Origin of the sequence: Herbaspirillum sp. SJZ107 (genome assembly GCF_006715485.1) — a bacterium.
Taxonomy (GTDB): Bacteria; Pseudomonadota; Gammaproteobacteria; order Burkholderiales; family Burkholderiaceae_D; genus Telluria.
On sequence record NZ_VFNH01000001.1, the window covers coordinates 236,101 to 257,829 of the forward strand.

A 21,729-nucleotide genomic window follows, 5' to 3' on the forward strand; every position below is an offset into this window, starting at 1 on the left:
GCGATGTGGACTTATTGTGGAGTCACAGCTATGCTCCTTTCACACTTCCGTTTCATTGCGCTGACCGATGCCTCCTTCCAAAGACAATGTCGACCATCGCTTGCAGCGCCTCGACCAGATGCGCAAGCCGCTGGTCACGCGTTCGATCGCGCTGCTGGTCGGGTTCTGCCTGTTCCTGGTCGGCCTGCACGCCTGGAGCCTGTGGACGGCGCGCAGTCACCAGCTGGAGCAGACGGCGGTCAACACCGCCAATATGGCGCGCGCGCTGGCCTCCCAGGCGGAAAGCTCGATCAAGCTGGGCGATGCGGCGCTGGTCGAGCTAGTGGAACGCTACCAGCACGACGGGCTGGAAGGGGCCGCCGGGGAACGGCTGCACGCGCGCCTGCGCCAGATCGTTGCTCATACGCCCGAGCTGCAGGAAGCCTTCGTCTACGGCGCGGACGGCGACCGGCTGGCGACCTCGCTGCCCCATCTCGTCAACGGCAATAACGCGGACCGCGAGTATTTTATTTATCACAAGACGCATACCGATCTCGGACTGCGGGTCGGTCAACCGATCCGCAGCCGCTCCAGCGGCGTGCTGGCGATCCCGCTGTCGCGCCGGATCAACCGTCCCGACGGCAGTTTCGGCGGCGTGGCGATGGCATCGCTGCGGCTCCAGTTCTTCGGCCGCTTCTACGACCGCTTCGACGTCGGCCCCACCGGTACCATCATCCTGGCCCTCGACGACGGCACGCTGCTGTACCGCCGGCCGTTCAAGGCGTCGATGGTCGGCACCGACATCGCCAACGGCCCGGTGTTCCAGCTGTACAAGCGCAACGGCCCGGTCGGCACGGCGATGTTGACGTCGAAGATCGACCGCATCGAGCGCCTGTACAGCTACCGTCACCTCGAGGGCTTCCCGCTGCTGGTGGCCAGCGCCCAGACCAAGGACGAAATCCTGGCCGGCTGGTGGACCACGGTGATCAAGACCACCCTGGTGGTGATGTTCGCGGTGGGCGTGCTGGCCTGGGGCGGGCGCCGCATGATCGTCCAGATCCGGGTGCGCGAAGCGCTGGACGGCGAGCTGCGCAACGCGCGCGCGTCGCTCGAACTGCACAACATCTCGCTGCGCGCGCTGGCCGACAGCGACGGCTTGACCGGACTGGGCAACCGCCGCCTGTTCGAGGAAGCGCTGGAACGCGAAGTCGGACGCGCGCGCCGCAGCGGATTGCCGTTCGCGCTGATCCTGACCGACGTCGATTTCTTCAAGAAGTACAACGACCGCTACGGCCACGTGGCCGGCGACGCCTGCCTGCGCCAGGTCGCGCTGGCGATCGCGTCCGGCGCGCGCCGTCCGGCCGACCTGGCTGCGCGCTACGGCGGCGAGGAATTCGCGCTGATCCTGCCGGATACCGACCTCGATGGGGCCATGGCGGTGGCCGAGCTGATCCGCGAGGCCGTGGCCGAGCTGCAGCTCGAGCATGCCGACAGCCCGAACGGCCGGGTCACGCTGAGCCTGGGCGTGGTGGCCGGCTATCCGGCCCGGGAAGCCGAACAGCCCAGCTGCGCCTGGGTGGAGGCGGCCGACACCGCGCTCTACGATGCCAAGGCGGCCGGACGCAACCGGGCCGTGGGGCGCAGCGGCACCGAGCGCGTTGCCGCCTGATTTCATAGCGGCAAGCAATCGCTCTCATATAAATCATTTGCTGCCGCTTGCTTGCAATTGAATAGTGTGCGATCTAACATGGTCGGCATGGATACCTCCGCTGCCCCCGCCGTGCCGCTGCTCGACAACCAGCTCTGCTTCGCGCTGTACTCGACCGGCCTGGCCATGAACAAGGTCTACCGCAAGCTGCTGCGCAAGCTCGATCTCACCTACCCGCAATACCTGGTGATGATGGTGCTGTGGGAGCGCGACGCGGTCACCGTTTCCGACATCGGCGCCCGCCTGTTCCTCGACTCGGCCACGCTGACGCCGCTGCTCAAGCGGCTGGAAGCGGCCGGGCTGGTGACGCGCAAGCGCGCAGCCGCCGACGAGCGCCAGGTGGTGGTGGCCCTCACCGATGGCGGCCGCGCGATGGCACGCGAGGCCGCGGCGATCCAGGAACAGGTGCTGTGCGCGACGGCATGTTCGCCGGATGAACTGGGGGCGATCAAGAAGCAGCTGGAAGGATTGCGGGCGAAGCTGGGGGGCAATGGCTAGACATACTAGCCGGCCGCATCCTTGCCCGCCTGCCTGCACCCCGGATCGGCCTGCTGCCGCGCCGCGCTCTGCGCCAGCAGCAGCTTCCTGAAATCCGCCTCCGCCATCGGCTTGCCGATCAAGAACCCCTGCAGCACGTCGCAGCCGGTCGAGCAGATCGCGCTGCGCTGGCCCTCGGTCTCGATGCCTTCGCAGATCACCGCCAGCTTGAGCGACTTGGCAAACGCGATCACGCCGTTGACGATGTCCAGGCAGCGCCGGTCCTGCTCGATTTCCTGCACGAAGGAGCGGTCGATCTTGATCGCCGTGATCGGGAACTGGCGCAGGTAGGACAGGTTCGAATAGCCGGTGCCGAAATCGTCGAGCGCGATGCGGAAGCCTTCCAGCTTGAGCATGTGCAGCACCTGCGCGGCCTTGTCGATGTCCTGCATCAGCATGCTTTCCGTGACTTCCAGCTTGATGCACTCGGGGTGCAGCCCGTAGCGTTCGACCACCTCCTTCATCATGGCCGGCAGGCTCTCGTCGGTCAGCTGGCGCGGCGACACGTTCATCGCCATCTGCAGCCGGAAGCCCAGGTCTTCCCACTCGCGCGCCTGGCGGCAGGCTTCCTCGCACACCCAGGCGCCGACCAGGTTGATGGCCGGCGAATCCTCGAGCATGGCCAGGAAGGTCTGCGGACCGAGGATGCCCAGGCGCGGATGGTTCCAGCGCAGCAGCGCCTCGGCCCCGACCACGGCGCCGTTGACCGCGTTGATCTGCGGCTGGTAGTACAGCACGAACTGGCCCAGGTCGAGCGCGTTGAAGACTTCCTGGCGCAGCTGCAGGCGCTGCTTGAGCAGGCGCGTGCCGGTTTCCGAGAACACGCTGCAGGTGTGGCGGCCGTTGGCCTTGGCTTCGTACATCGCGGCGTCGGCGTTGTTCAGCAGCTCGTCGGGCGTGACTTCGTCGCCGCTGCCGATCGCCACGCCGATGCTGGCGCCGACCATCACCTGGTGCCCGCCCACCACGATCGGCTTGGCAAGGCGCGGCAGTACGCTTTCCGCCAGCATGCGGGCGGCGCCGGCGTCGGTCGATTCGAGCACGATCACGAATTCGTCGCCGCTGATGCGGGTGACGGTGGTGCCGGCTGCGGAAAACGTCGACAGGCGGCGGCCGATTTCCTGCAAGGCCGTGTCGCCGGCCTGGTGGCCATAGGCGTCGTTGACTTCCTTGAAGCGGTCCAGGTCGATGAACAGCACACCGACCCTGGCGCCGTTGTCCACCGAGCGCGTGAGCGCGGCGTCGAGCGCGCGCATGCAGCTGAAGCGGTTGTGCAGGCCGGTCAGGCTGTCGTGCGTGGCCAGGTGGATCAGCTTGGCCTCGGCTTCCTTGCGCATCGTGATGTCGGCAAAGAACACGCTCAGGCCTTCCTGGGTCGGGTAGGCGCGCGCTTCGAGCCAGATGCCGAGCGGGGCATAGTAGCTTTCGACCGACGTGAATTCGCGCGAGGCCACCGCGCGCCGGTAAGCCAGGTGGAAGTCGCTGCCGATCGCTTCCGGAAACTCGTCCCAGATGCGCTTGCCGATCAGGTCGTGCGCACGGCGCTCCAGCCAGGCCGCGCCGCGCGCGTTGATGTAGGTGAAGCGCCATTCGCGGTCGAGCGAGAAGCAGCCGTCGGCGATGCTCTCCAGGACGGTGCTGAGACGCTGGCGCGCCTGTTCGGCGGCGCGCTGGCCTTCGATGGCGTCGGTCACGTCCTGCAGGAAGCCGGCGAAATTCATCAGCCGCCCGAGCTCGTCGTGCAGCGGGAAGATGTGCATGCGCACCCACATCATGGTGCCGTCCTTGCGGTAGTTGCGCAGGGTGGTGGTGCACGGGCGCTGGTCGGCGATGCAGGCGCGCAGCTGGTCGAGGCCGGGCTGGTTGGTATCGTCGCCCTGCAGGAAGCGGCAGTTGCGGCCGACCACTTCGTCGTAGGCGTAGCCCGAATGCGCTTCGAAGGCGGGGTTCGCGTAGACGATGGGATTGTCCGGCTGGTGCGGATCGGTGACCAGGATGCCGTTGCTGCTGGCGACAATCATTCTCTGGTAAAACCAGGCGGGGTGACTTCCCAGGGGCGCAGGAATGGGCATGATCGACCTAGTCATTGCGGGACGCTTCCAGTGTAATCCGGCACGGCCCGGCGCGTAGCACGACAGGCAGGCTGGTCAAGAGGGTGATAACGCTATCGATGGAGGCCGAGCGCCGCCATCTTCGCGGCCAGGCCGAGGCGGTCGCGATCGATCTGGTCGCCGTTGGTGCGGCTCGAGAGCGCGGCTTTTTCCTTGCGGCCGAGGAAGTAGGCGATACGCTCGGCGTTGGCGCCGGACGGATGCGGGATGCCATGCAGGATGCGCGCCTCATCGAGCACGCCCCGCGCCGCCAGCCACGACAGCGCCTGGCCGACCTTGGGCCCGAGCGGCACGTAGACCGCGTCCGGCAGCAGCGCCGCCTCGTGCGCGAAGTAATCGAGCATCTGGCCCTGCAGCAGGGGCGTGGCGATCATGTTCGGATTGGCGCCGTTGTAGTTCTTGCCGTCCACGAAGACCGCATGGCGCAGCACCGCGGTCACGTGCATCAGCCGCGCGTCTGCGTGCCACAGGGTGGCGCAGCTGGCGATGCCGAGCCAGCGCTGCAGGCCGACGTGGTCGAGCAGCGCGACCAGGTTGGGCCGGATCGCGCCGCTGAAGGCGCCGGTGTACTTGGCCGCGCGCAGCACCTCCGCCAGCGGCGCCCCCGCCATCAGCTGGCGCCGCGCTTCGCGCACCGCGTTTTTCCATTGTGCAAAACCAGGCGTGATGCCGACCACGACCACGCGTGCCTGGGCATTCACGTAATCGAAGGGCGTGTAATGGGCGGACAGCAGGTTCGTGCGCGCTACCTCGAAGGCGGCGGGAATCTGGAGCGGGTCGGCGATCGTGTCGACGTCGGTGCCAAGGATGAGATCGATGAAGTTTGTGATACATGCTGTGGCCATGATGCCTCGACGCTTGCGTGGTGAAAAGAGGAGTAAGGATTGTGTCTTGCACGGAACTATCCTACCGGTATTAGGAGCAGTCTTAAGTTGGTTAGGAATATTCTTAATTACAAGTCTGATCACAAGCGTGACGCGGCCATCGGTGCAGCCCGTGCTAGGATCATCATCAATTCATTTTTGAGGATAAGACAAACGTGCACACCGACATCACGCGGGCGCCGTTCGGGACCTTGCCCGACGGTGCGCAAGTCAGTCAATTTACGCTCACCAACGCTGCGGGCATGATCGTGAAGATCCTGGATTTTGGTGGCATCATCACCCAGATCCACGTGCCGGACCGCGCCGGCCAGTTCGCCGACGTCGCGCTCGGCTTCGACACCCTCGAACCCTACCTGAAGGACAGCCCGTATTTCGGCGCGCTGATCGGCCGCTACGGCAACCGCATCGCCAAGGGCCGCTTCACGCTGGACGGCAAGACCTATCAGCTGCCGGTCAACAACGGGGAAAACCACCTGCACGGCGGCGAACCCGGTTTCGACAAGGTGCTGTGGCAGGCCGCCGTCGAGGATGGTTCGCTGGTGCTGCGCTACCGCAGCGCCGATGGCGAACAGGGCTATCCGGGCAACCTGGAGGCGACGGTGCGCTACAGCCTGAGCGACGACAACGAGATCATCGTGCGTTTCCAGGCCACGACCGACCAGCCGACCCCGGTGAACCTGACCCAGCACAGCTATTTCAACCTGCACGGTGCTGCCGGCGCGGGTGGCGACATCCTCGACCATGTGCTGACCATCGACGCCGACCGCTTCGTGCCGATCGACACCGGCGCCATCCCGCTGGGCGAGCTGTCCCCGGTGACCGGCACCCCGTTCGACTTCCGCAAGCCGCGCGCGATCGGCGAGCGCATCGAACAGCCGGACAAGCAGCTGCGCCACGGCATCGGCTACGACCACTGCTGGGTCCTGAACCGCACCCCGGGCAGCAAGGCGCTGCAACGCGCCGCCCACGTGCTCGAACCGGCGTCGGGGCGGGTGCTGGAGCTGTGGACCCAGGAACCGGGCGTGCAGTTCTACAGCGGCAACTTCCTGGACAGTTCGCTGACGGGCAAGGGCGGCCGCCAGTACGAGTTCCGCAGCGGCCTGTGCCTGGAACCCGAGCATTTTCCCGATTCGCCCAACCAGCCGGACTACCCGAGCACAATCCTGCGGCCGGGCGAAATCTACGCGACCGAGTCGCGCTTCAGGTTCTCGGTAGAGAAGTAAAGGCGGCGTTCATGCCGCGGCGGACGAACGGCTGTCCGCGGCGAAGCGCGCCAGGATGTCCGCGGCGGGCATCGGCTTGCCCAGCAAGAAACCCTGGACGTAGTCGCAGCCGGCCGCACGCAGCCACTCGAGCTGGGCCTGGTCTTCCACGCCTTCGGCCAGCACGGTCAGGCCGAAGCCCCGTCCCAGCGAGATGATGGCCCGGGCGATGGTCTCGCCTTGCTGCGGCAGCAGCTGGACGAAGCTGCGGTCGATCTTCAGCTGGTTGATCGGAAACGATTGCAGGTAGGACAGCGACGAGTAACCGGTGCCGAAGTCGTCGATCGACAGGCGGATGCCGGCCGCACGGATTTGCTGCATGAATTCGATGGCCGCATCAACGTTTTCCATGAGCAGGCTCTCGGTCAATTCCAGTTCCAGGATTTCGGCCGGCAGGGCGCTGTCGGCCAGCGCCCGCGTCACGTCGTCGATGAAGCCCGGCTCGCGCAGCTGGCGCGCCGACACGTTGACCGCCAGGCTCAGTTCGGGCATGCCGGCGCGCAGCCAGCCCGCCACGTCGTGGCAGGCGCGCTGCAGCACCCAGCGGCCGAGCTCGACGATCATGCCGGTTTCTTCGGCAATCGGAATGAATTCGGCCGGCGACACGAAACCATGTTCCGGATGCGGCCAGCGCACCAGCGCCTCGACCCCGATGATCTGGCGGCCGCTGCAATCGAACTGCGGCTGGTAGTACACGCACAAGGCTTGCGCTTCCAGCGCCTTGCGCAGTTCGCGTTCGAGCCGTGCGCGCCGCTGGGTCGCAAACGTCATCTCGGGCCGGAAATCGACGACGCGGTTGCGTCCACCGTTCTTGGCGGCGTACAGCGCCGTGTCCGCACTGCTGAGCAGTTCGGTCGAACCGGCGACATCGTCGGGATACACGCACATGCCGATACTGGCGCTGGCGAAGACTTCGCCCTGCTCGAGCGGGAAGGGCACGCGCAGCGATGCCGCGACCGCCTCGGCCACCTCCAGCGCCGCGCCGCGCCGGGCCAGCGGCGCCAGGATGATCGCGAACTCGTCGCCGCCGATGCGGCCGACCACACCGGCGTCGCCGACCGCGTCGCGCAGCGCCGCCGCCACCTTGCGCAGCAATTCGTCGCCGGCGGAATGGCCGAGGGTGTCGTTCACGACCTTGAAGTTGTCGAGGTCGAGCAGCAGCAGCGCCAGCCGGGCGTCGGGCAGGGCCAGCTCATGCTCGAGCCGCAGATAGGTGGCGCGCCGGTTTGGCAGCGCGGTCACCGGATCGGTGTAGGCCAGGTAGTCGAGTTCGCGCTCCGCGCGCGCCACGCGCGAACGCGTGCGGCGCACGATCGGCATCACGATGGCGAGCGCGCCGGCGATCGTCAGCGCCAGGAACACGGCGTAGCGCAGCAGTCCCACGCGCAGGCTCGTCATTTTCATGGTCAGCTCGACCCTGCCGATCTTCCGGCCGCGGTAATCGACCGGGGCTTCGACCCGGATGGTCCCCGCCAGGTCCTGCACCGGCTGCGCCTGTCCGCCCGGCACATAGCTGACGAAGCGCTGGCCGGCGCTGTCGTAGACCGTGGCCGACATCAGGTCGGTCGCGAAGTGCAGCGGGCGCAGCATGTCGGCCGCGGCCTCGCGGTCGCCGAACATCAGCGATGCCGTGACGTTGTCGGCGATGATGCCGGCCTGCACCCGGGCCTCGTTGGTCGAGGCATTGCGCAGCGAGACGAACTGGTAGGCCAGCAGGACCACGCTGGCGATCACCAGGCCGGCGACGGCGGCCACGATCTGGCCGGCGCCGATGGTCGACGCGATCGATGTGCGGTCGCCCGGCCGGCTGCGCGCCGCGCCGCGGCTTCTCCTGAAGATGCTCATATGACGTTGCGGGCCAGGCGCAGCAGGCGCGAACTGAACTTGATGCCGACCCGGGCCGCCTCGCGCGTGTCGACGTCGAAGCGGATGTGCTGGGATTCCTCGACCAGGGCGACGGCGCCCGCATAGGTGGCGGACGGGGTGCCATCGACCACGTACAAGGCGTTGCCGGCCTCTTTCGGCGCGCTGCGCGGTGCGCGCGCGGCAGTGACGACGACGATGTCGCACGTCTTTGCGCTTGCGGCACCGGCATCGACCGTGGCCCAGGTGCGCCCGTTGACGTTGCGGCCGTCGAGCTGGCGCAGGCTGTCCCACAGCGAATGCTGGGGGCTGGCGCACACCGTCAATGCCCGGGCCGGGGCGGCCGGGGCCGACCAGGTCGTGAACATGGCGATATTCAGGATGTAGGCCGCCTTGAGCTGGTCGTCCTGCCCCTGTGCCAGGCAGGACGGCGCGGCAAGCAGGAGGTGCAGCACCGGCAGCGCGGCGCACAGGCGCAGATACGGAGCCATCATCTCAGAACCGGTATCCGAGCTGGCCGACCACGCTGCGGCCGTCGCGCACGATGGCTTCCTGCACGAAGGCGGGGCCGGCCGGATCGGCATACGCATGGTCGAAGGCATTGTAGAGCGCGACCGACCAGTCCCAGCCGCGGCCGGCGCCGGCCGAGCCGAGGACCAGGCTGGCGCTGCAATAGCCGCCGACCCGCGCATGCTCGGTCAGGCGCTGCGACGCGCATTGCCATTCGCCGGCGAGGCGGGCATCCAGCGCGGCCCAGGGCAGGCTGACGCCGGCCTTGAACAGCCGCTGCGGCGAATTGACCAGTGCCTGGCCCCCGTCGTCGGCGGCCTGCTGCCAGCTGGCGTTGGCACGCACGCGCACGCCGTTGGCGTAGGTATGCTCGGCCGCCAGCTCGGCGCCGTGCGCGGTCGCGCGCTGGGTATTGGTGAACTGCAGCAGCCCGGTCGACGCGTCGAGTGCCTGCGTGATCAGGCCGTGCATCTGGTAGTGGAACAGCGACAGCGACACCTTGCCATAGGCATCCGGCCGGTGCTCCCACACCAGTTCACGGGTGCGGATGTCTTCCGGGCGCAGCTGCGCATTGGCTTCCTGGCCGCCGGGCGTCGGGATCGCGTAATACTGCTCGTAGGCGTTCGGCGTCCGGAATGCGGTGCCGTAGATGAGCTTGAGCGTGTCGGACGGCGTCAGCGTCCGGATCAGCGCGAGACGCGGGCTGAACCTGGCGCCGATGTCGCTGTTGCGGTCGTAGCGCAGGCCGGCGTTGACGATCGTCCTGGGACCGATCCGCCATTCGTCCTCGACGAAGGCGGCATCGCGATTGCCGCGGCGGCGGTCGTCCAGCCACGACATGTCCGGCGCGACGTCGTAGTTGAACTGGTCGCGGCGGCGGTTGTGTTGCAATTCAATGCCGGCCAGCAGCTTGTGGCCGCGCAGCCCGCGGTAAGTCATGTGCACGTTGGTGCCGTACCACGCGCCATGGGCGCCGTCGACGTTCAGGTGCGCGCTGCCGTCGCCGTCCGGATACAGGCCGAGGCCGAGGTAGTCCGCGCGGCCCCAGAACAGGCTGGCCGCGACGCTCAGGTCGGCCGTGACGGCGGACTCGTAGGCCAGGTTGGCGTATGCCCTGGTGTCGCGGGTCGAGCCGGGCGCGTCGAAGACGGCCCCGAACGACGCCGTGGGCACGCCCTTGGTGCGTGCCACGTAGCCGGCACTGAAGGTGAAAGCGCCGCGGTGCAGCTTGGCGAACAGGTTGCGGGCGCGGTCCCAGTCCAGCCCGTGGGCGATGCCGTTGCCGGTGCCGAGCTGGTCGAATTCGGGGAAGTACAGGTCGCCGCCGCGGCGCGCATAGCTGGTGGCGGACAGCACCAGGTCGCTGCCGTCCTGGCCATGGGCACCGACACTGACGCGCGAGCGCCGCTCGCCCAGGCTGCCGAAGGACTGGGCGACACGCACGCCGCCCAGTGCGCTGCCGGACTTGGTGATCACGTTGATCACCCCGAACAGCGCATTCGAGCCATAGACCGCCGCGCCCGGTCCCGGTACGTACTCGATGCGCTCGACCAGGGCCATGTCGAGCAGGGCATCGGTACCGATCGCAGCCTGGTCGTACAGGTTGTCGTTGCTGCGCACGCCATCGATCAGCAGCAGGAAACGGCTGTCGTAGTCGCCCGGACGCAGGAAGCCGCGCGCGCCGAGGTAGGCATAATTGCGGTCGCTCGACACGTACAGGCCGGGAATCGATGCCAGCGCCTCGCCCAGCGTGCGCCAGCCGTATTCGCGGATTTCCTGCGAGGTCAGCACGGTGACCGAAGACGGCGCCTCGCTCAGCGATTGCTCGAAGCGCGAGGCCGAGGTCACGGTCTGCATTTGCATGAGTTGTTCCAGGGGCAAGTCAGCCAGGCCGGGCGCGCCTGCGGTGTCCTCGGCCGCTTGCGCCGGCGGGAACGACAGGGCAGCCGCAGTCAATATCAATGCACTCAGGGGGGAACTGCGAATTACCGGGATCATGGAAGCTGCGTAGGAAACTGGGCGGGTGTATATCAGTCAGACTTACATGTTGCATTGTCACATGTAAATTGTAATTACAGTAGGGAATGTTATTTTAGTGACGCCGGTATGCAACATTTGGTGAGCATCATGGCCATATCCGGTCAACTGGCGGGTTCCACCGTGCCTAAGTGATATAGAAAGCGGTATCGATATAGTTAAAAAATTGATTGGAAAGTTATCCCACAGATAATTAGACTCTCTCCACCGCTGAGATGGAGAAAAAATAATGTCGGAGACAAAGAGGAAGCTGCGGTCCGCAGCATGGTTCGGCACCCAGGACAAGAACGGTTTCATGTACCGCAGCTGGATGAAGAACCAGGGCATTCCCGACCATGAATTCCAGGGCAAGCCGATCATCGGCATCTGCAATACCTGGTCCGAACTCACCCCCTGCAACGCCCATTTCCGCAAGCTGGCCGAACACGTCAAGCGCGGCATCCTGGAAGCCGGCGGCTTCCCGGTCGAATTCCCGGTGTTTTCCAATGGCGAATCCAACCTGCGCCCGACCGCGATGCTGACCCGTAACCTGGCCAGCATGGACGTCGAAGAATCCATCCGCGGCAACCCGATGGATGGCGTGGTGCTGCTGGTCGGCTGCGACAAGACCACGCCCGCGCTCCTGATGGGTGCGGCCAGCGTCGACATTCCCGCCATCGTCGTCACCGGCGGACCGATGCTCAACGGTAAACTGAACGGCAAGGACATCGGCTCCGGCACCGCCGTCTGGCAGTTGCACGAGCAGGCCAAGGCGGGCCAGATCACGATGCACGACTTCCTGGCCGCCGAAGCCGGCCACTCGCGCTCGGCCGGCACCTGCAACACCATGGGCACGGCGTCCACCATGGCCTGCATGGCCGAAGCGCTCGGCACCTCGCTGCCGCACAATGCCGCGATCCCCGCGGTCGACGCGCGCCGCTACGTGCTGGCCCACATGTCCGGCATGCGCATCGTCGAGATGGTCAATGAAGACCTGCGCCTTTCAAAAATCCTGACGCGCGAGAATTTCGAGAACGCGATCCGCGTGAACGCGGCCATCGGCGGCTCGACCAACGCCGTGATCCACCTGAAGGCGATCGCCGGCCGCGTCGGCGTGCCGCTCGAACTGGAAGACTGGACCGCGATCGGCAAGGGTACCCCGACCATCGTCGACCTGCTGCCGTCGGGGCGCTTCCTGATGGAAGAGTTTTATTATGCGGGCGGCCTGCCGGGCGTGATCCGGCGCCTGGGCGAGGGCGGCCTGCTGCCGCACAAGGACGCACTCACCGTCAACGGCAGATCGCTCTGGGAGAACAACCAGGACGCGCCGATCTACAACGACGAGGTGATCCGCAAGCTGGACACGCCGCTGATCGCCGACGGCGGCATCTGCATCCTGCGCGGCAACCTGGCCCCGCGCGGCGCCGTGCTGAAACCGTCGGCCGCCTCGCCCCACCTGATGACCCACCGCGGCAAGGCCGTCGTGTTCGAGGACTTCGACCACTACAAGGCGCGCATCAACGATCCCGACCTCGACGTCGACGAGAACTCGGTGCTGCTGATGAAAAATTGCGGGCCGATGGGCTATCCAGGCATGGCGGAAGTCGGCAATATGGGGCTGCCGCCGAAACTGCTGGCGCGCGGCATCACCGACATGGTGCGCATCTCGGACGCGCGCATGAGCGGCACCGCCTACGGCACCGTGGTGCTGCACGTGGCACCGGAAGCGATGGCGGGCGGACCGCTCGGCATCGTGCGCGACGGCGACTATATCGAGCTGGATTGCGCCAACGGACGCCTGCACCTGGACGTGCCGGACGAGGAGATCCGCACGCGCCTGGCCGCTCGTCTCGAGAACCAGAAACCGGCCCCGCGCACCGGGTATGCGGGCCTGTACCTCGACCACGTGCTGCAGGCGGACGAGGGCTGCGACTTCGATTTCCTGGTCGGGTGCCGCGGGTCGGAGGTGCCGAAGCACTCCCATTGAACCAATAATAAGCAGGAGACACGAAGATGCTGCTCATCCAATATAAAACCGCCACCGGCGACCGCCGCGTCGGCATCCTGGACGGCGACACCGTCACCGCGCTCGCCGGCTACGCCACCACCTACGAGCTGGCGGCGGACGCCATCGCCGGCGGGACCGGCATCGCGCCCCTGGCCAGCGCCGCCGTCACCCGTTCCAGCGAATCCTACGCCAGCATCGCGCAGCAGGGACGCCTACTGGCGCCGCTCGACCACCCCGATCCGGCCCACTGCTACGTCACCGGCACCGGCCTGACCCACCTGGGCAGTGCCGACACCCGCGACGCCATGCACAAGAAGATCGGCGGCGACGTCGAGAACCTGTCGGACAGCATGAAGATGTTCCGCCTCGGCGTCGAAGGCGGCAAGCCGGCAGGCGACGGCCCCGGCGTGCAGCCGGAATGGTTCTATAAAGGCGACGGCTCCGTGGTGCGCGCCGGCGGCCAGGCGCTCGACATGCCCGAATTCGCGCTCGACGGCGGCGAAGAGCCGGAAATCGCCGGCCTGTACGTGATCGGTGCCGACGGCCAGCCGTATCGTCTCGGCTTCGCCCTCGGCAACGAGTTCTCGGATCACGTGACCGAGCGCCAGAACTACCTGTACCTGGCCCACTCCAAGCTGCGCAGCTGCGGCGTCGGCCCGGCACTGCGGGTAGGCGAACTGCCGGCCCACGTCGAAGGCGTGTCGCGCATCCGCGACGCGGCAGGGCAGGTGCGCTGGGAAAAGGCCTTCGTCTCGGGCGAACAGAACATGTCGCACACCATCGCCAACCTCGAACACCACCATTTCAAATATGGCCTGTTCAAGCGTCCGGGCGACGTCCATATCCACTTCTTCGGCACCGCCACGCTGAGCTTCGCCGACAATGTCAGCGTGCAGGCCGGCGAAACCTTCGAGATCGAGTCTCCGCAATTCGGCCCGGCGCTGCGCAACGCGCTGGCCGTGACCCCCGGCGGCCACGCGAAAGTGAAAGCCTTATGAGCCGCCTCGCCAGCTACCCCAGCCTGCAGGGCAGGCGGGTGTTCGTGACCGGCGGCGGCAGCGGCATCGGCGAGTCCATCGTGGCCGCCTTCGTGGCCCAGGGCGCCGCGGTCGCCTTCGTCGACATCCTGGCGGAACCCAGCGAAGCGCTGGTGGCGCGCCTGGCCGGCACCGGCGCGCACGACCCGGTGTTCCGCCACTGCGACATCACCGACATCCCGGCGCTGCAGCGGACCATGGCGGAACTGGCCGGCCTGCTCGGCGACTTCGACGTCATCGTCAACAACGCCGCCAACGACAGCCGCCACCGCATCGGCGAGGTCAGCGTCGAGTACTTCGACGAGCGCATCGCCATCAACCAGCGCCCGCTGTTCTTCACGGTGCAGGCCGCACTCGAGGGCATGAAGCGGCGCGGCGGCGGCTCGGTCATCAACTTCAGCTCGATGTCCTTCCACGCCAAGAACCCGGACTACCCGATCTACGCCGCCACCAAGGCCGCCGCCATCGGCTTCACCCGCTGCCTGGCGCGCGACCTCGGCCCGCACAACATCCGCGTGAACACCGTGACACCGGGCTGGGTGATGACCCAGCGCCAGATCGACTTGTGGCTGGACGAGGCGGGCGAGGCCGAGATCAAGCGGGCGCAATGCCTGCCCGGGAAGCTGATGTCGGAGGATATCGCAGCGATGGTGCTGTTCCTGGCGGCGGATGACAGCAAGATGTGTACGGCGCAGGATTTTGTCGTGGATGCGGGGTGGACTTGATGGGACATTTATCCATGCTTTCACCGTTACCCCCAGAACCGTCGTTCCCGCGCAGGCGGGAACCCAAGTTCGTGGCACATCGAAAAACTTGGATTCCCGCCTGCGCGGGAATGACGGTGTTGCTGGCGGCGTCTCCCGCGCTGGCCGCCCCCATCACCAGTCCCGACCGCCACCTCAGCGTCGACATCCGCATCACCCCCGCCCAGACGCTGGAATACAGCATCCAGCGCGACGGCCGCCCGGTCATCCTGCCTTCGCGCCTCGGCCTGCAGCTCGAAGGCGCCGACCTCGCCAACGGCCTGACCCTGGCCGCCACCTCGCCGGTGACGCAGGTCGCGGACGACTACGAACTGGCCACCGCCAAGAAGCGCCGCATCGGCTACCGCGCCAGCGAGCAGACCGTCACGGTGCGCAATGCCAAGGGCCAGGCGCTGGACGTGGCCTTCCGCGTGTCGGACGACGGCGTCGCCTTCCGCTACCTGGTGCGCGATGCCGGCCTGGCGGATAAAAAATTCGTCGCCGAGTCGACCAGCTTCCGCTTCGACGCCGGTGCGAAAGCCTGGCTGCAGCCGATGGCGGTCGCCCAGACCGGTTTCGCGAATACCAACCCGTCCTACGAAGAGCACTACCAGCGCGAGATCGCCGTCGGCACACCGGCACCAAACAACGCCGGCTGGGTGTTCCCGGCGCTGTTCCGCACCGGCGACACCTGGGTCGCGCTCACCGAGACCAACATGGACGGCAGCTGGCATGCCTCGCGCCTGCAGGCCGAATCGGGTGGCGGCGTGTACAAGATGGGCGTGCCGATGGCGCCGGAAGTCTTCCCCGGCGGCGGCCTGCTGGCCGAAAGCCGCGGCACCCTGACCTCGCCCTGGCGCGTGATCGCGCTCGGCAGCCTGGCGACGCTGGTCGAGTCCACCCTCGGCACCGACCTGGCCCCGCCGGCGATCCGCTTCGATGCGGCGCTGGCGCGTCCCGGCCACGCGTCCTGGAGCTGGGCGCTGCTGAAGGACGAGGCCACCGTGTTCGACGTCCAGAAGAAGTTCATCGACTACGCGGTCGACATGGGGTGGGACTACACCCTGGTCGACGCCGAATGGGACCGCAGGATCGGCTACGAGAAGATGGCGGACCTGGCGCGCTACGCCTCGTCGAAGAACATCGGGCTGCTGGCCTGGTACAACTCGTCCGGGTCCTGGAACAAGACCGAGATGACGCCCAAGAGCAAACTGCTCACCCACGAGCAGCGCGTCGCCGAATTCGCCCGCCTGGCGAAGATGGACGTGAAAGGCGTCAAGATCGACTTCTTCGGCGGCGACGGCCGCTCGATGATCCAGTACTACATCGACATCCTGAACGACGCCGCCGTCGCCGGCCTGCTGGTCAACTTCCACGGTGCGACGCTGCCGCGCGGCTGGTCGCGGATGTATCCAAACCTGATGACGATGGAAGCCGTGCGCGGCTTCGAATTCACGACCTTCGAGCAGAAGGACGAGGACGCGGTGCCGGCGCATGCCGCCATGCTGCCGTTCACGCGCAACCTGTTCGATCCGATGGACTTCACGCCGATGGCCTTCGGCGACATCCCGAAGATCCGCCGCAGCACGCGCAACGGCTTCGAGCTGGCCGAGTCGGTGCTGTTCCTGTCCGGGATCCAGCACTTCGCCGAGACGCCGGAAGGCATGGCCACCGCGCCCGGCTACGTCAAGGACTTCCTGCGCGCACTGCCGCGCAGCTGGGACGACGTGAAATTCGTCGACGGCTACCCGGGCCGCTACGCCGTCATCGCCCGCAAGAGCGGCAACGCCTGGTACCTGGCCGGCTTCAACGCCGGCGAGCAGGCGCTCGCGCTCGAACTCGACCTCGGCTTCCTGCAGGGCAGGGCGGGACAGATGATCGCGGACGGCGACGGCGAGCGCGCGTTCGCGCAGGCTACAATCCGCGGCGGCCGCCAGCGCATCACGATCAAGCCGCACGGCGGCTTCGTCGCCGTATTCAAATAAGTACTGAATAAATCGTATAAAACACAGGAGACCACATGCAGGCTTTCAAATCCACCCTCGTCGCGCTCGGCGTCATGGCCGCTTTTGCCTCGAGCCAGGCCCTGGCCCAGGTCAGCGTACGCGTCGACACGGCAAAACCGGGTGCGGTGATCAACAAGAACGTGTACGGCCAGTTCGCCGAACACCTCGGCACCGGTATCTATGAAGGCCTGTGGGTCGGTCCCGACTCCAGGATCCCGAACACGCGCGGCTGGCGCAACGACGTGGTGGGCGCGCTGAAGGCGCTGCACGTGCCGCTGGTGCGCTGGCCGGGCGGCTGCTTCGCCGACGAATACCACTGGAAGGACGGCATCGGCCCGCGCAACAAGCGCCCGGTGAGCGTCAACACCAACTGGGGCGGCGTCCCCGAAACCAATGCGGTCGGCACCCACGAATTCTTCGACCTGGCCGAGATGCTGGGCGCGGACGCCTACGTCAACGGCAACCTCGGCACCGGTACCCCGCAGGAAATGGCCGAGTGGGTCGAGTACATGACGTCGACGGGCCAGTCGACCCTGGCCCAGCTGCGCGCCAGGAACGGCCACCCACAGCCGTTCAAGGTCGCCTATTTCGCCATCGGCAACGAGGCCTGGGGCTGCGGCGGCAACATGAAGCCCGAGTACTACACCAGCCTGTACAACCACTACACCACCTTCCTGAAGGCGCCCAAGGAGCGCATGCCCAAGCTGATCGCCAGCGGCGGCACCGGCGACGACACCGCCTGGACCGACGTCCTGAGCCGCGACGCCGGCCGCGTCACCGACGGCATCAGCTTCCACTACTACACGCTGCCGACCGGCGAATGGGACAAGAAGGGCGCCGCGGTCGGCTTCCCGGAAAGCGAATGGTTCTCGACCGTGCAGCGTACGCTGCGCATGGAAGACTTCATCCGCAAGAACGTCGCCGTCCTTGACAAGAACGATCCGAAGAAAAAGATCGGCTTCTACGTCGACGAATGGGGCACCTGGTACGACGTCGAACAGGGCACCAACCCCGGCTTCCTGTTCCAGCGCAACACCCTGCGCGACGCCGTGGTCGCCGCCCTCAACTTCAACATCTTCCATGCCCACGCCGAGCGCGTGCGCATGACCAACATCGCGCAGATGGTCAACGTGCTGCAAGCCATGATCATCACCGACAAGAACAGGATGCTGCTGACGCCGACCTACTACGCCTACCAGATGTACATCCCGTTCCAGGATGCGACCTCGCTGCCGGTCACGCTCGCCAACAACACGACCTACGGCGCCAACGGCCAGGGCGTGCCCGGCATCAGCGCCTCGGCCGCGCGCGCCAAGGACGGCAAGGTCTACGTCGCCCTGGTCAACACCAACCCGCGCGAGGCGACCGACGTGACCCTCGACGTCGCCGGCCAGGCGGCAGGGACGGTGCGGGGCCAGGTCCTGACCGCCGATGCGATGGATGCCCACAACACCTTCCAGAACCCGCAGGCGATCAAGCCGGCGCCGTTCAGCGCATCGGCCAGCGGCGGCAAGCTGACCGTCAAGGTGCCGGCCAAGGCGGTGATGGTGCTGGCGGTCGAGGGCTGATCGTGCACGCGGCGATGCGTGCCTTGCGTATCGCCGCGGCCGCGCTGCCGGTCGCGGCGGCGCTGCTGTCGATGCCGGCCGCCCACGCCGCCGACCTGTTCCCGCTGCGCGACGTGCGCCTGGGCCCGAGTCCCTTCCTCGACGCCCAGACCACCGACCTGAACTACCTGATGGTGATGGAGCCGGACCGCCTGCTCGCTCCCTTCCTGCGCGAAGCCGGCCTGCAGCCCAAGCAGCCCAGCTACGGCAACTGGGAATCCTCGGGCCTGGACGGCCACATGGGCGGCCACTACCTGTCGGCACTGGCGCTGATGTTCGCATCGACCGGCGACGCCGAGGTCAAACGCCGACTGGATTACTGCATCGCCGAGCTGAAACGCGCCCAGCAGGCAAATGGCGACGGCTACCTCGGCGGCATCCCCGGCGGCCGCGCCGCCTGGCGCGACGTCGCCGCCGGCCGCTTGCGCGCCGACAGCTTCTCGGTCAACGGCAAATGGGTCCCCTGGTACAACCTGCACAAGGTCTACGCCGGCCTGCGCGACGCCTGGCGCTACGCCGGCAACGAGGATGCGAAGGCGATGCTGGTCGCGCTGTCCGACTGGGCGCTGCGCCTGACCAGCCACCTGAGCGAAGAACAGATGCAGACCATGCTCAAGAGCGAGCATGGCGGCATGAACGAAGTGCTGGCCGACGTCTACCAGATGACGGGCGAGCGCAAATATCTTGAGCTTGCGCTGAAGTTTTCGCACCAGCAGATACTGCAGCCGCTGGAAAAGGGCGAGGACAAGCTCACCGGCCTGCACGCCAACACCCAGATCCCGAAGGTGATCGGTTTCGAGCGCATCGGCGAACTCTCGGGCCGCAAGGATATGCGGGAAGCCGCCGCATTCTTCTGGCAGACTGTGGTCGAGCACCGCACCGTCGCCATCGGCGGCAACAGCGTCAAGGAACACTTCCACGATACCGCCGACTTCAGCCCGATGATTGACGAGGTCGAGGGTCCGGAGACCTGCAACACCTACAACATGCTCAAGCTGACCGAAATGCTGTTCCTCGCGGACCAGCAGGGCCGGTACGCCGACTATTACGAGCGCGCGCTGTACAACCACATCCTGGCCTCGCAGCGGCCCGGGACCGGCGGCTTTGTCTACTTCACGCCGATGCGGCCGAACCACTACCGCGTGTATTCGCAGGTAGATCAGGCGATGTGGTGCTGCGTCGGCTCCGGCATCGAGAGCCATGCCAAGTACGGCGAATTCATCTACGCGCACGAGAGGGACGAGAAAGACCGGGACGCGCTGTTCGTCAACCTGTTCATTCCTTCCACGCTGCAGTGGCGCGAGAAAGGCGTGTCGCTGACCCAGGCGAACAGTTTTCCGGACCAGGCGGGCACGCGCATCACGGTGGACGGCAATGCCCGCTTCACGCTGAAGATCCGCTACCCGGCCTGGGTCGCCGCCGGCAAGCTGGCAGTGCGTATCAATGGCCGCCCGGTCCGGATCGACGCTGCGCCTGGCAGCTACCTGAGCATCGACCGCATGTGGAAGCAGGGCGACCGCGTGGACGTCAGCCTGCCGATGAGCACGCGCCTGGAGCAGATGCCGGACAAGTCGAATTACTACGCCGTGCTGCACGGCCCGATCGTTCTGGCCGCGAAGACCAACCCGTTCCCCACGGAGCACCTGAACTTCCTGGCCGACGATTCGCGCATGGGCCATATCGCCAAGGGCCAGGTCTGCCCGCTGGAGTCGGCACCGACCTTTGTCTCGGACCGCCGCGACTTCATCCGGCGCTTCCAGCCGGTGCCGGGCAAGCCGCTGACCTTCCGCGCGCCGGCCGGGCTGGTGCAGGGCGGCGGCACCGGGGCGTCGACCGAATTCATTCCCTTCTTCCGCCTGCACGACGCGCGCTACACGATGTACTGGCCGCAGTCGACCCCAGGCGAGTATGCGCGCCTGCGTGCCGACAACGCCGCCAAGGAAGCTGAGCGGCTGGCGCTGGATGCCCGCACCATCGACCAGGTGGCGCCGGGCGAGCAGCAGCCGGAGTCGGATCACTTCTTCAAGGGGGAGGGGACGGAGTCAGGGATCACGAAAGGACGCCACTGGCGGCGGGCCAGCAAGTGGTTCAGCTACCAGTTGAACGATCCGAAGGGGGAGGCGAAGACGCTGCAGCTGACCTTTGCGCGTGCGGATGGCGGGCGGCGCTTCGAACTCCTGGTGAATGGGCAGCGGTTGGCCGAGGTCGAGTTGGCGAAGGATGACGCGCAGGAGTTCTACACGCGCGATTTTGCACTGCCGACGGGCCTGTTGCAGGCCGAAGGCAAGCTGGAAATCAAGTTCGTAGCGCAGGAGGGATCGACGGTCGGCAGCTTGTATCACCTGAGGCTGATGCGCGATGGAAACGAGGCTAGCGGGAAACCATTGTGATATCAAATAATATATTACATCCATCAAAAAAATGATTGGATGAGTATCCCACTCTGGTCTAGTATTGTGGAACAAAAATACGGAGACCACGTGATGACCTTCACCCGCAGAACCCTGCTGGGCGCCGCCATGCTCGCCGCAGCATGTGCCGGCAGCGCCCTCCCGGCCTTTGCCGCCAAACCCCTCACCATCGGTTTCTCCCAGGTCGGCGCCGAAAGCGAATGGCGCACCGCCAACACCGCCTCGATCAAGGCCGCCGCCAAGCAGTCCGGCATCAACCTGAAGTTCGCCGACGCCCAGCAGCAGCAGCAGAACCAGGTCAAGGCGATCCGCTCCTTCATCGCCCAGCGCGTCGACGTGATCGCGTTCTCGCCGGTGGTCGAAACCGGCTGGGAGACCGTGCTGCGCGAAGCCAAGAACGCCAAAATCCCGGTGATCCTGACCGACCGCGCGGTCAAGGTCAGCGATCCCTCGCTGTACGTCAGCTTCATCGGTTCCGATTTCGTGGAAGAGGGCCGCCGCGCCGGGCGCTGGCTGCAGGATTACGCCAAGAAGAACCCGAACAAGCAGCTGAACATCGTCGAGCTGCAGGGCACCACCGGCGCCGCGCCGGCCAACGACCGCAAGAAGGGGTTTGCCGAAGTCATCGCCGGCAATCCGAAGATGAAGATCATCCGCTCGCAGACCGCCGACTTCACGCGCACCAAGGGCAAGGAAGTGATGGAAGCCTTCCTGAAGTCGGAGGGCAAGAACATCAACGTGCTGTACGCGCACAACGACGACATGGCGATCGGCGCGATCCAGGCGATCGAGGAAGCCGGCCTGAAGCCGGGCAAGGACATCGTCATCGTCTCGATCGACGGCGTGCGCGGTGCCTTCGAGGCCATGATGCAGGGTAAGCTGAACGCCACCGTGGAATGCAATCCGCTGCTGGGGCCGACCCTGATGCAGACCGCGCAGGCGGTTGCCGCCGGCAAGCCGGTCGCGCAGCGCATCACGGTCACCGAGGGCGTGTTCCCGGCCGAAGTCGCGGCCAAGGAATTCCCGAACCGCAAATATTGAGCCGGC

The 21,729-nt window shown here is 66.4% G+C and carries 15 protein-coding genes; 10 read left to right on the top strand and 5 right to left on the bottom strand.

Going from position 1 to position 21,729, the window contains the following annotated elements; genetic code table 11:
- Positions 1–67: 67 nt before the first annotated feature.
- Together FBX97_RS01100 and FBX97_RS01105 are read left to right on the top strand one after the other, a co-directional pair.
- Positions 68–1,648 carry a sensor domain-containing diguanylate cyclase gene (locus tag FBX97_RS01100; RefSeq protein ID WP_141828422.1) on the top strand — a complete coding sequence of 527 codons (1,581 nt, stop codon included), beginning with the start codon at positions 68–70 and terminating at the stop codon, positions 1,646–1,648.
- A gap of 87 nt (positions 1,649–1,735) precedes the next feature.
- The gene (locus FBX97_RS01105; RefSeq protein ID WP_141828423.1) at positions 1,736–2,185 is read left to right on the top strand and encodes a MarR family winged helix-turn-helix transcriptional regulator; all 450 of its coding nucleotides are present in this window, start codon (positions 1,736–1,738) and stop codon (positions 2,183–2,185) included.
- 5 nt (positions 2,186–2,190) lie between these two features.
- Here the strand turns inward: FBX97_RS01105 and FBX97_RS01110 are convergent, their stop codons facing one another.
- Together FBX97_RS01110 and FBX97_RS01115 are read right to left on the bottom strand one after the other, a co-directional pair.
- Complete coding sequence (locus tag FBX97_RS01110) at positions 2,191–4,245, bottom strand: bifunctional diguanylate cyclase/phosphodiesterase (RefSeq protein ID WP_185748433.1); 2,055 nt, start codon at positions 4,243–4,245, stop codon at positions 2,191–2,193.
- Between the two features lie 143 nt (positions 4,246–4,388).
- A complete protein-coding gene (locus FBX97_RS01115; RefSeq protein WP_141828425.1) occupies positions 4,389–5,180 on the bottom strand; it encodes a hypothetical protein in 792 nt (263 codons plus the stop codon).
- 194 nt (positions 5,181–5,374) lie between these two features.
- Between FBX97_RS01115 and FBX97_RS01120 the strand changes: the two genes are divergently transcribed.
- Positions 5,375–6,442: an aldose epimerase family protein gene (locus FBX97_RS01120; RefSeq protein WP_141828426.1), complete on the top strand. Its 1,068-nt coding sequence runs from the start codon at positions 5,375–5,377 to the stop codon at positions 6,440–6,442.
- Between the two features lie 9 nt (positions 6,443–6,451).
- On the opposite strand, the gene FBX97_RS01125 is transcribed toward FBX97_RS01120, so the two are convergent.
- Genes FBX97_RS01125 through FBX97_RS01135 form a run of 3 tightly spaced genes read right to left on the bottom strand, consistent with a single transcriptional unit; the run spans position 6,452 to position 10,717 of the window.
- Positions 6,452–8,326 (bottom strand): bifunctional diguanylate cyclase/phosphodiesterase, encoded by a 1,875-nt coding sequence (locus FBX97_RS01125; RefSeq protein WP_141828427.1) that lies wholly within the window; start codon positions 8,324–8,326, stop codon positions 6,452–6,454.
- Positions 8,323–8,838 (bottom strand): YfiR family protein, encoded by a 516-nt coding sequence (locus tag FBX97_RS01130; protein ID WP_185748434.1) that lies wholly within the window; start codon positions 8,836–8,838, stop codon positions 8,323–8,325. Before FBX97_RS01130 ends, FBX97_RS01125 begins: the two co-directional genes overlap by 4 nt.
- A 1-nt stretch (position 8,839) precedes the next feature.
- Complete coding sequence (locus tag FBX97_RS01135) at positions 8,840–10,717, bottom strand: TonB-dependent siderophore receptor (protein ID WP_255517239.1); 1,878 nt, start codon at positions 10,715–10,717, stop codon at positions 8,840–8,842.
- A 403-nt stretch (positions 10,718–11,120) separates the two neighbouring features.
- Between FBX97_RS01135 and FBX97_RS01140 the strand changes: the two genes are divergently transcribed.
- The 7 genes from FBX97_RS01140 (at position 11,121) to FBX97_RS01170 (ending at position 21,723) form a co-directional block, all read left to right on the top strand.
- A complete protein-coding gene (locus FBX97_RS01140; protein WP_141828430.1) occupies positions 11,121–12,857 on the top strand; it encodes an IlvD/Edd family dehydratase in 1,737 nt (578 codons plus the stop codon).
- Between the two features lie 26 nt (positions 12,858–12,883).
- Positions 12,884–13,876, top strand: coding sequence for an AraD1 family protein (araD1, locus tag FBX97_RS01145; RefSeq protein WP_141828431.1), 993 nt, complete (start codon positions 12,884–12,886; stop codon positions 13,874–13,876).
- Positions 13,873–14,640: an SDR family NAD(P)-dependent oxidoreductase gene (locus FBX97_RS01150; protein ID WP_141828432.1), complete on the top strand. Its 768-nt coding sequence runs from the start codon at positions 13,873–13,875 to the stop codon at positions 14,638–14,640. The genes araD1 and FBX97_RS01150 overlap by 4 nt, the downstream gene beginning before the upstream one ends.
- A gap of 110 nt (positions 14,641–14,750) precedes the next feature.
- Complete coding sequence (locus FBX97_RS01155; protein ID WP_141828433.1) at positions 14,751–16,643, top strand: glycoside hydrolase family 97 protein; 1,893 nt, start codon at positions 14,751–14,753, stop codon at positions 16,641–16,643.
- A 35-nt stretch (positions 16,644–16,678) separates the two neighbouring features.
- Complete coding sequence (locus FBX97_RS01160; RefSeq protein ID WP_141828434.1) at positions 16,679–18,232, top strand: alpha-N-arabinofuranosidase; 1,554 nt, start codon at positions 16,679–16,681, stop codon at positions 18,230–18,232.
- Positions 18,233–18,246: 14 nt separating this feature from the next.
- Positions 18,247–20,661: a glycoside hydrolase family 127 protein gene (locus tag FBX97_RS01165; RefSeq protein WP_141828435.1), complete on the top strand. Its 2,415-nt coding sequence runs from the start codon at positions 18,247–18,249 to the stop codon at positions 20,659–20,661.
- A 93-nt stretch (positions 20,662–20,754) separates the two neighbouring features.
- On the top strand, positions 20,755–21,723 hold the full coding sequence (locus FBX97_RS01170) for an ABC transporter substrate-binding protein (RefSeq protein ID WP_141830748.1): 969 nt from the start codon (positions 20,755–20,757) through the stop codon (positions 21,721–21,723).
- Positions 21,724–21,729 lie beyond the last annotated feature (6 nt).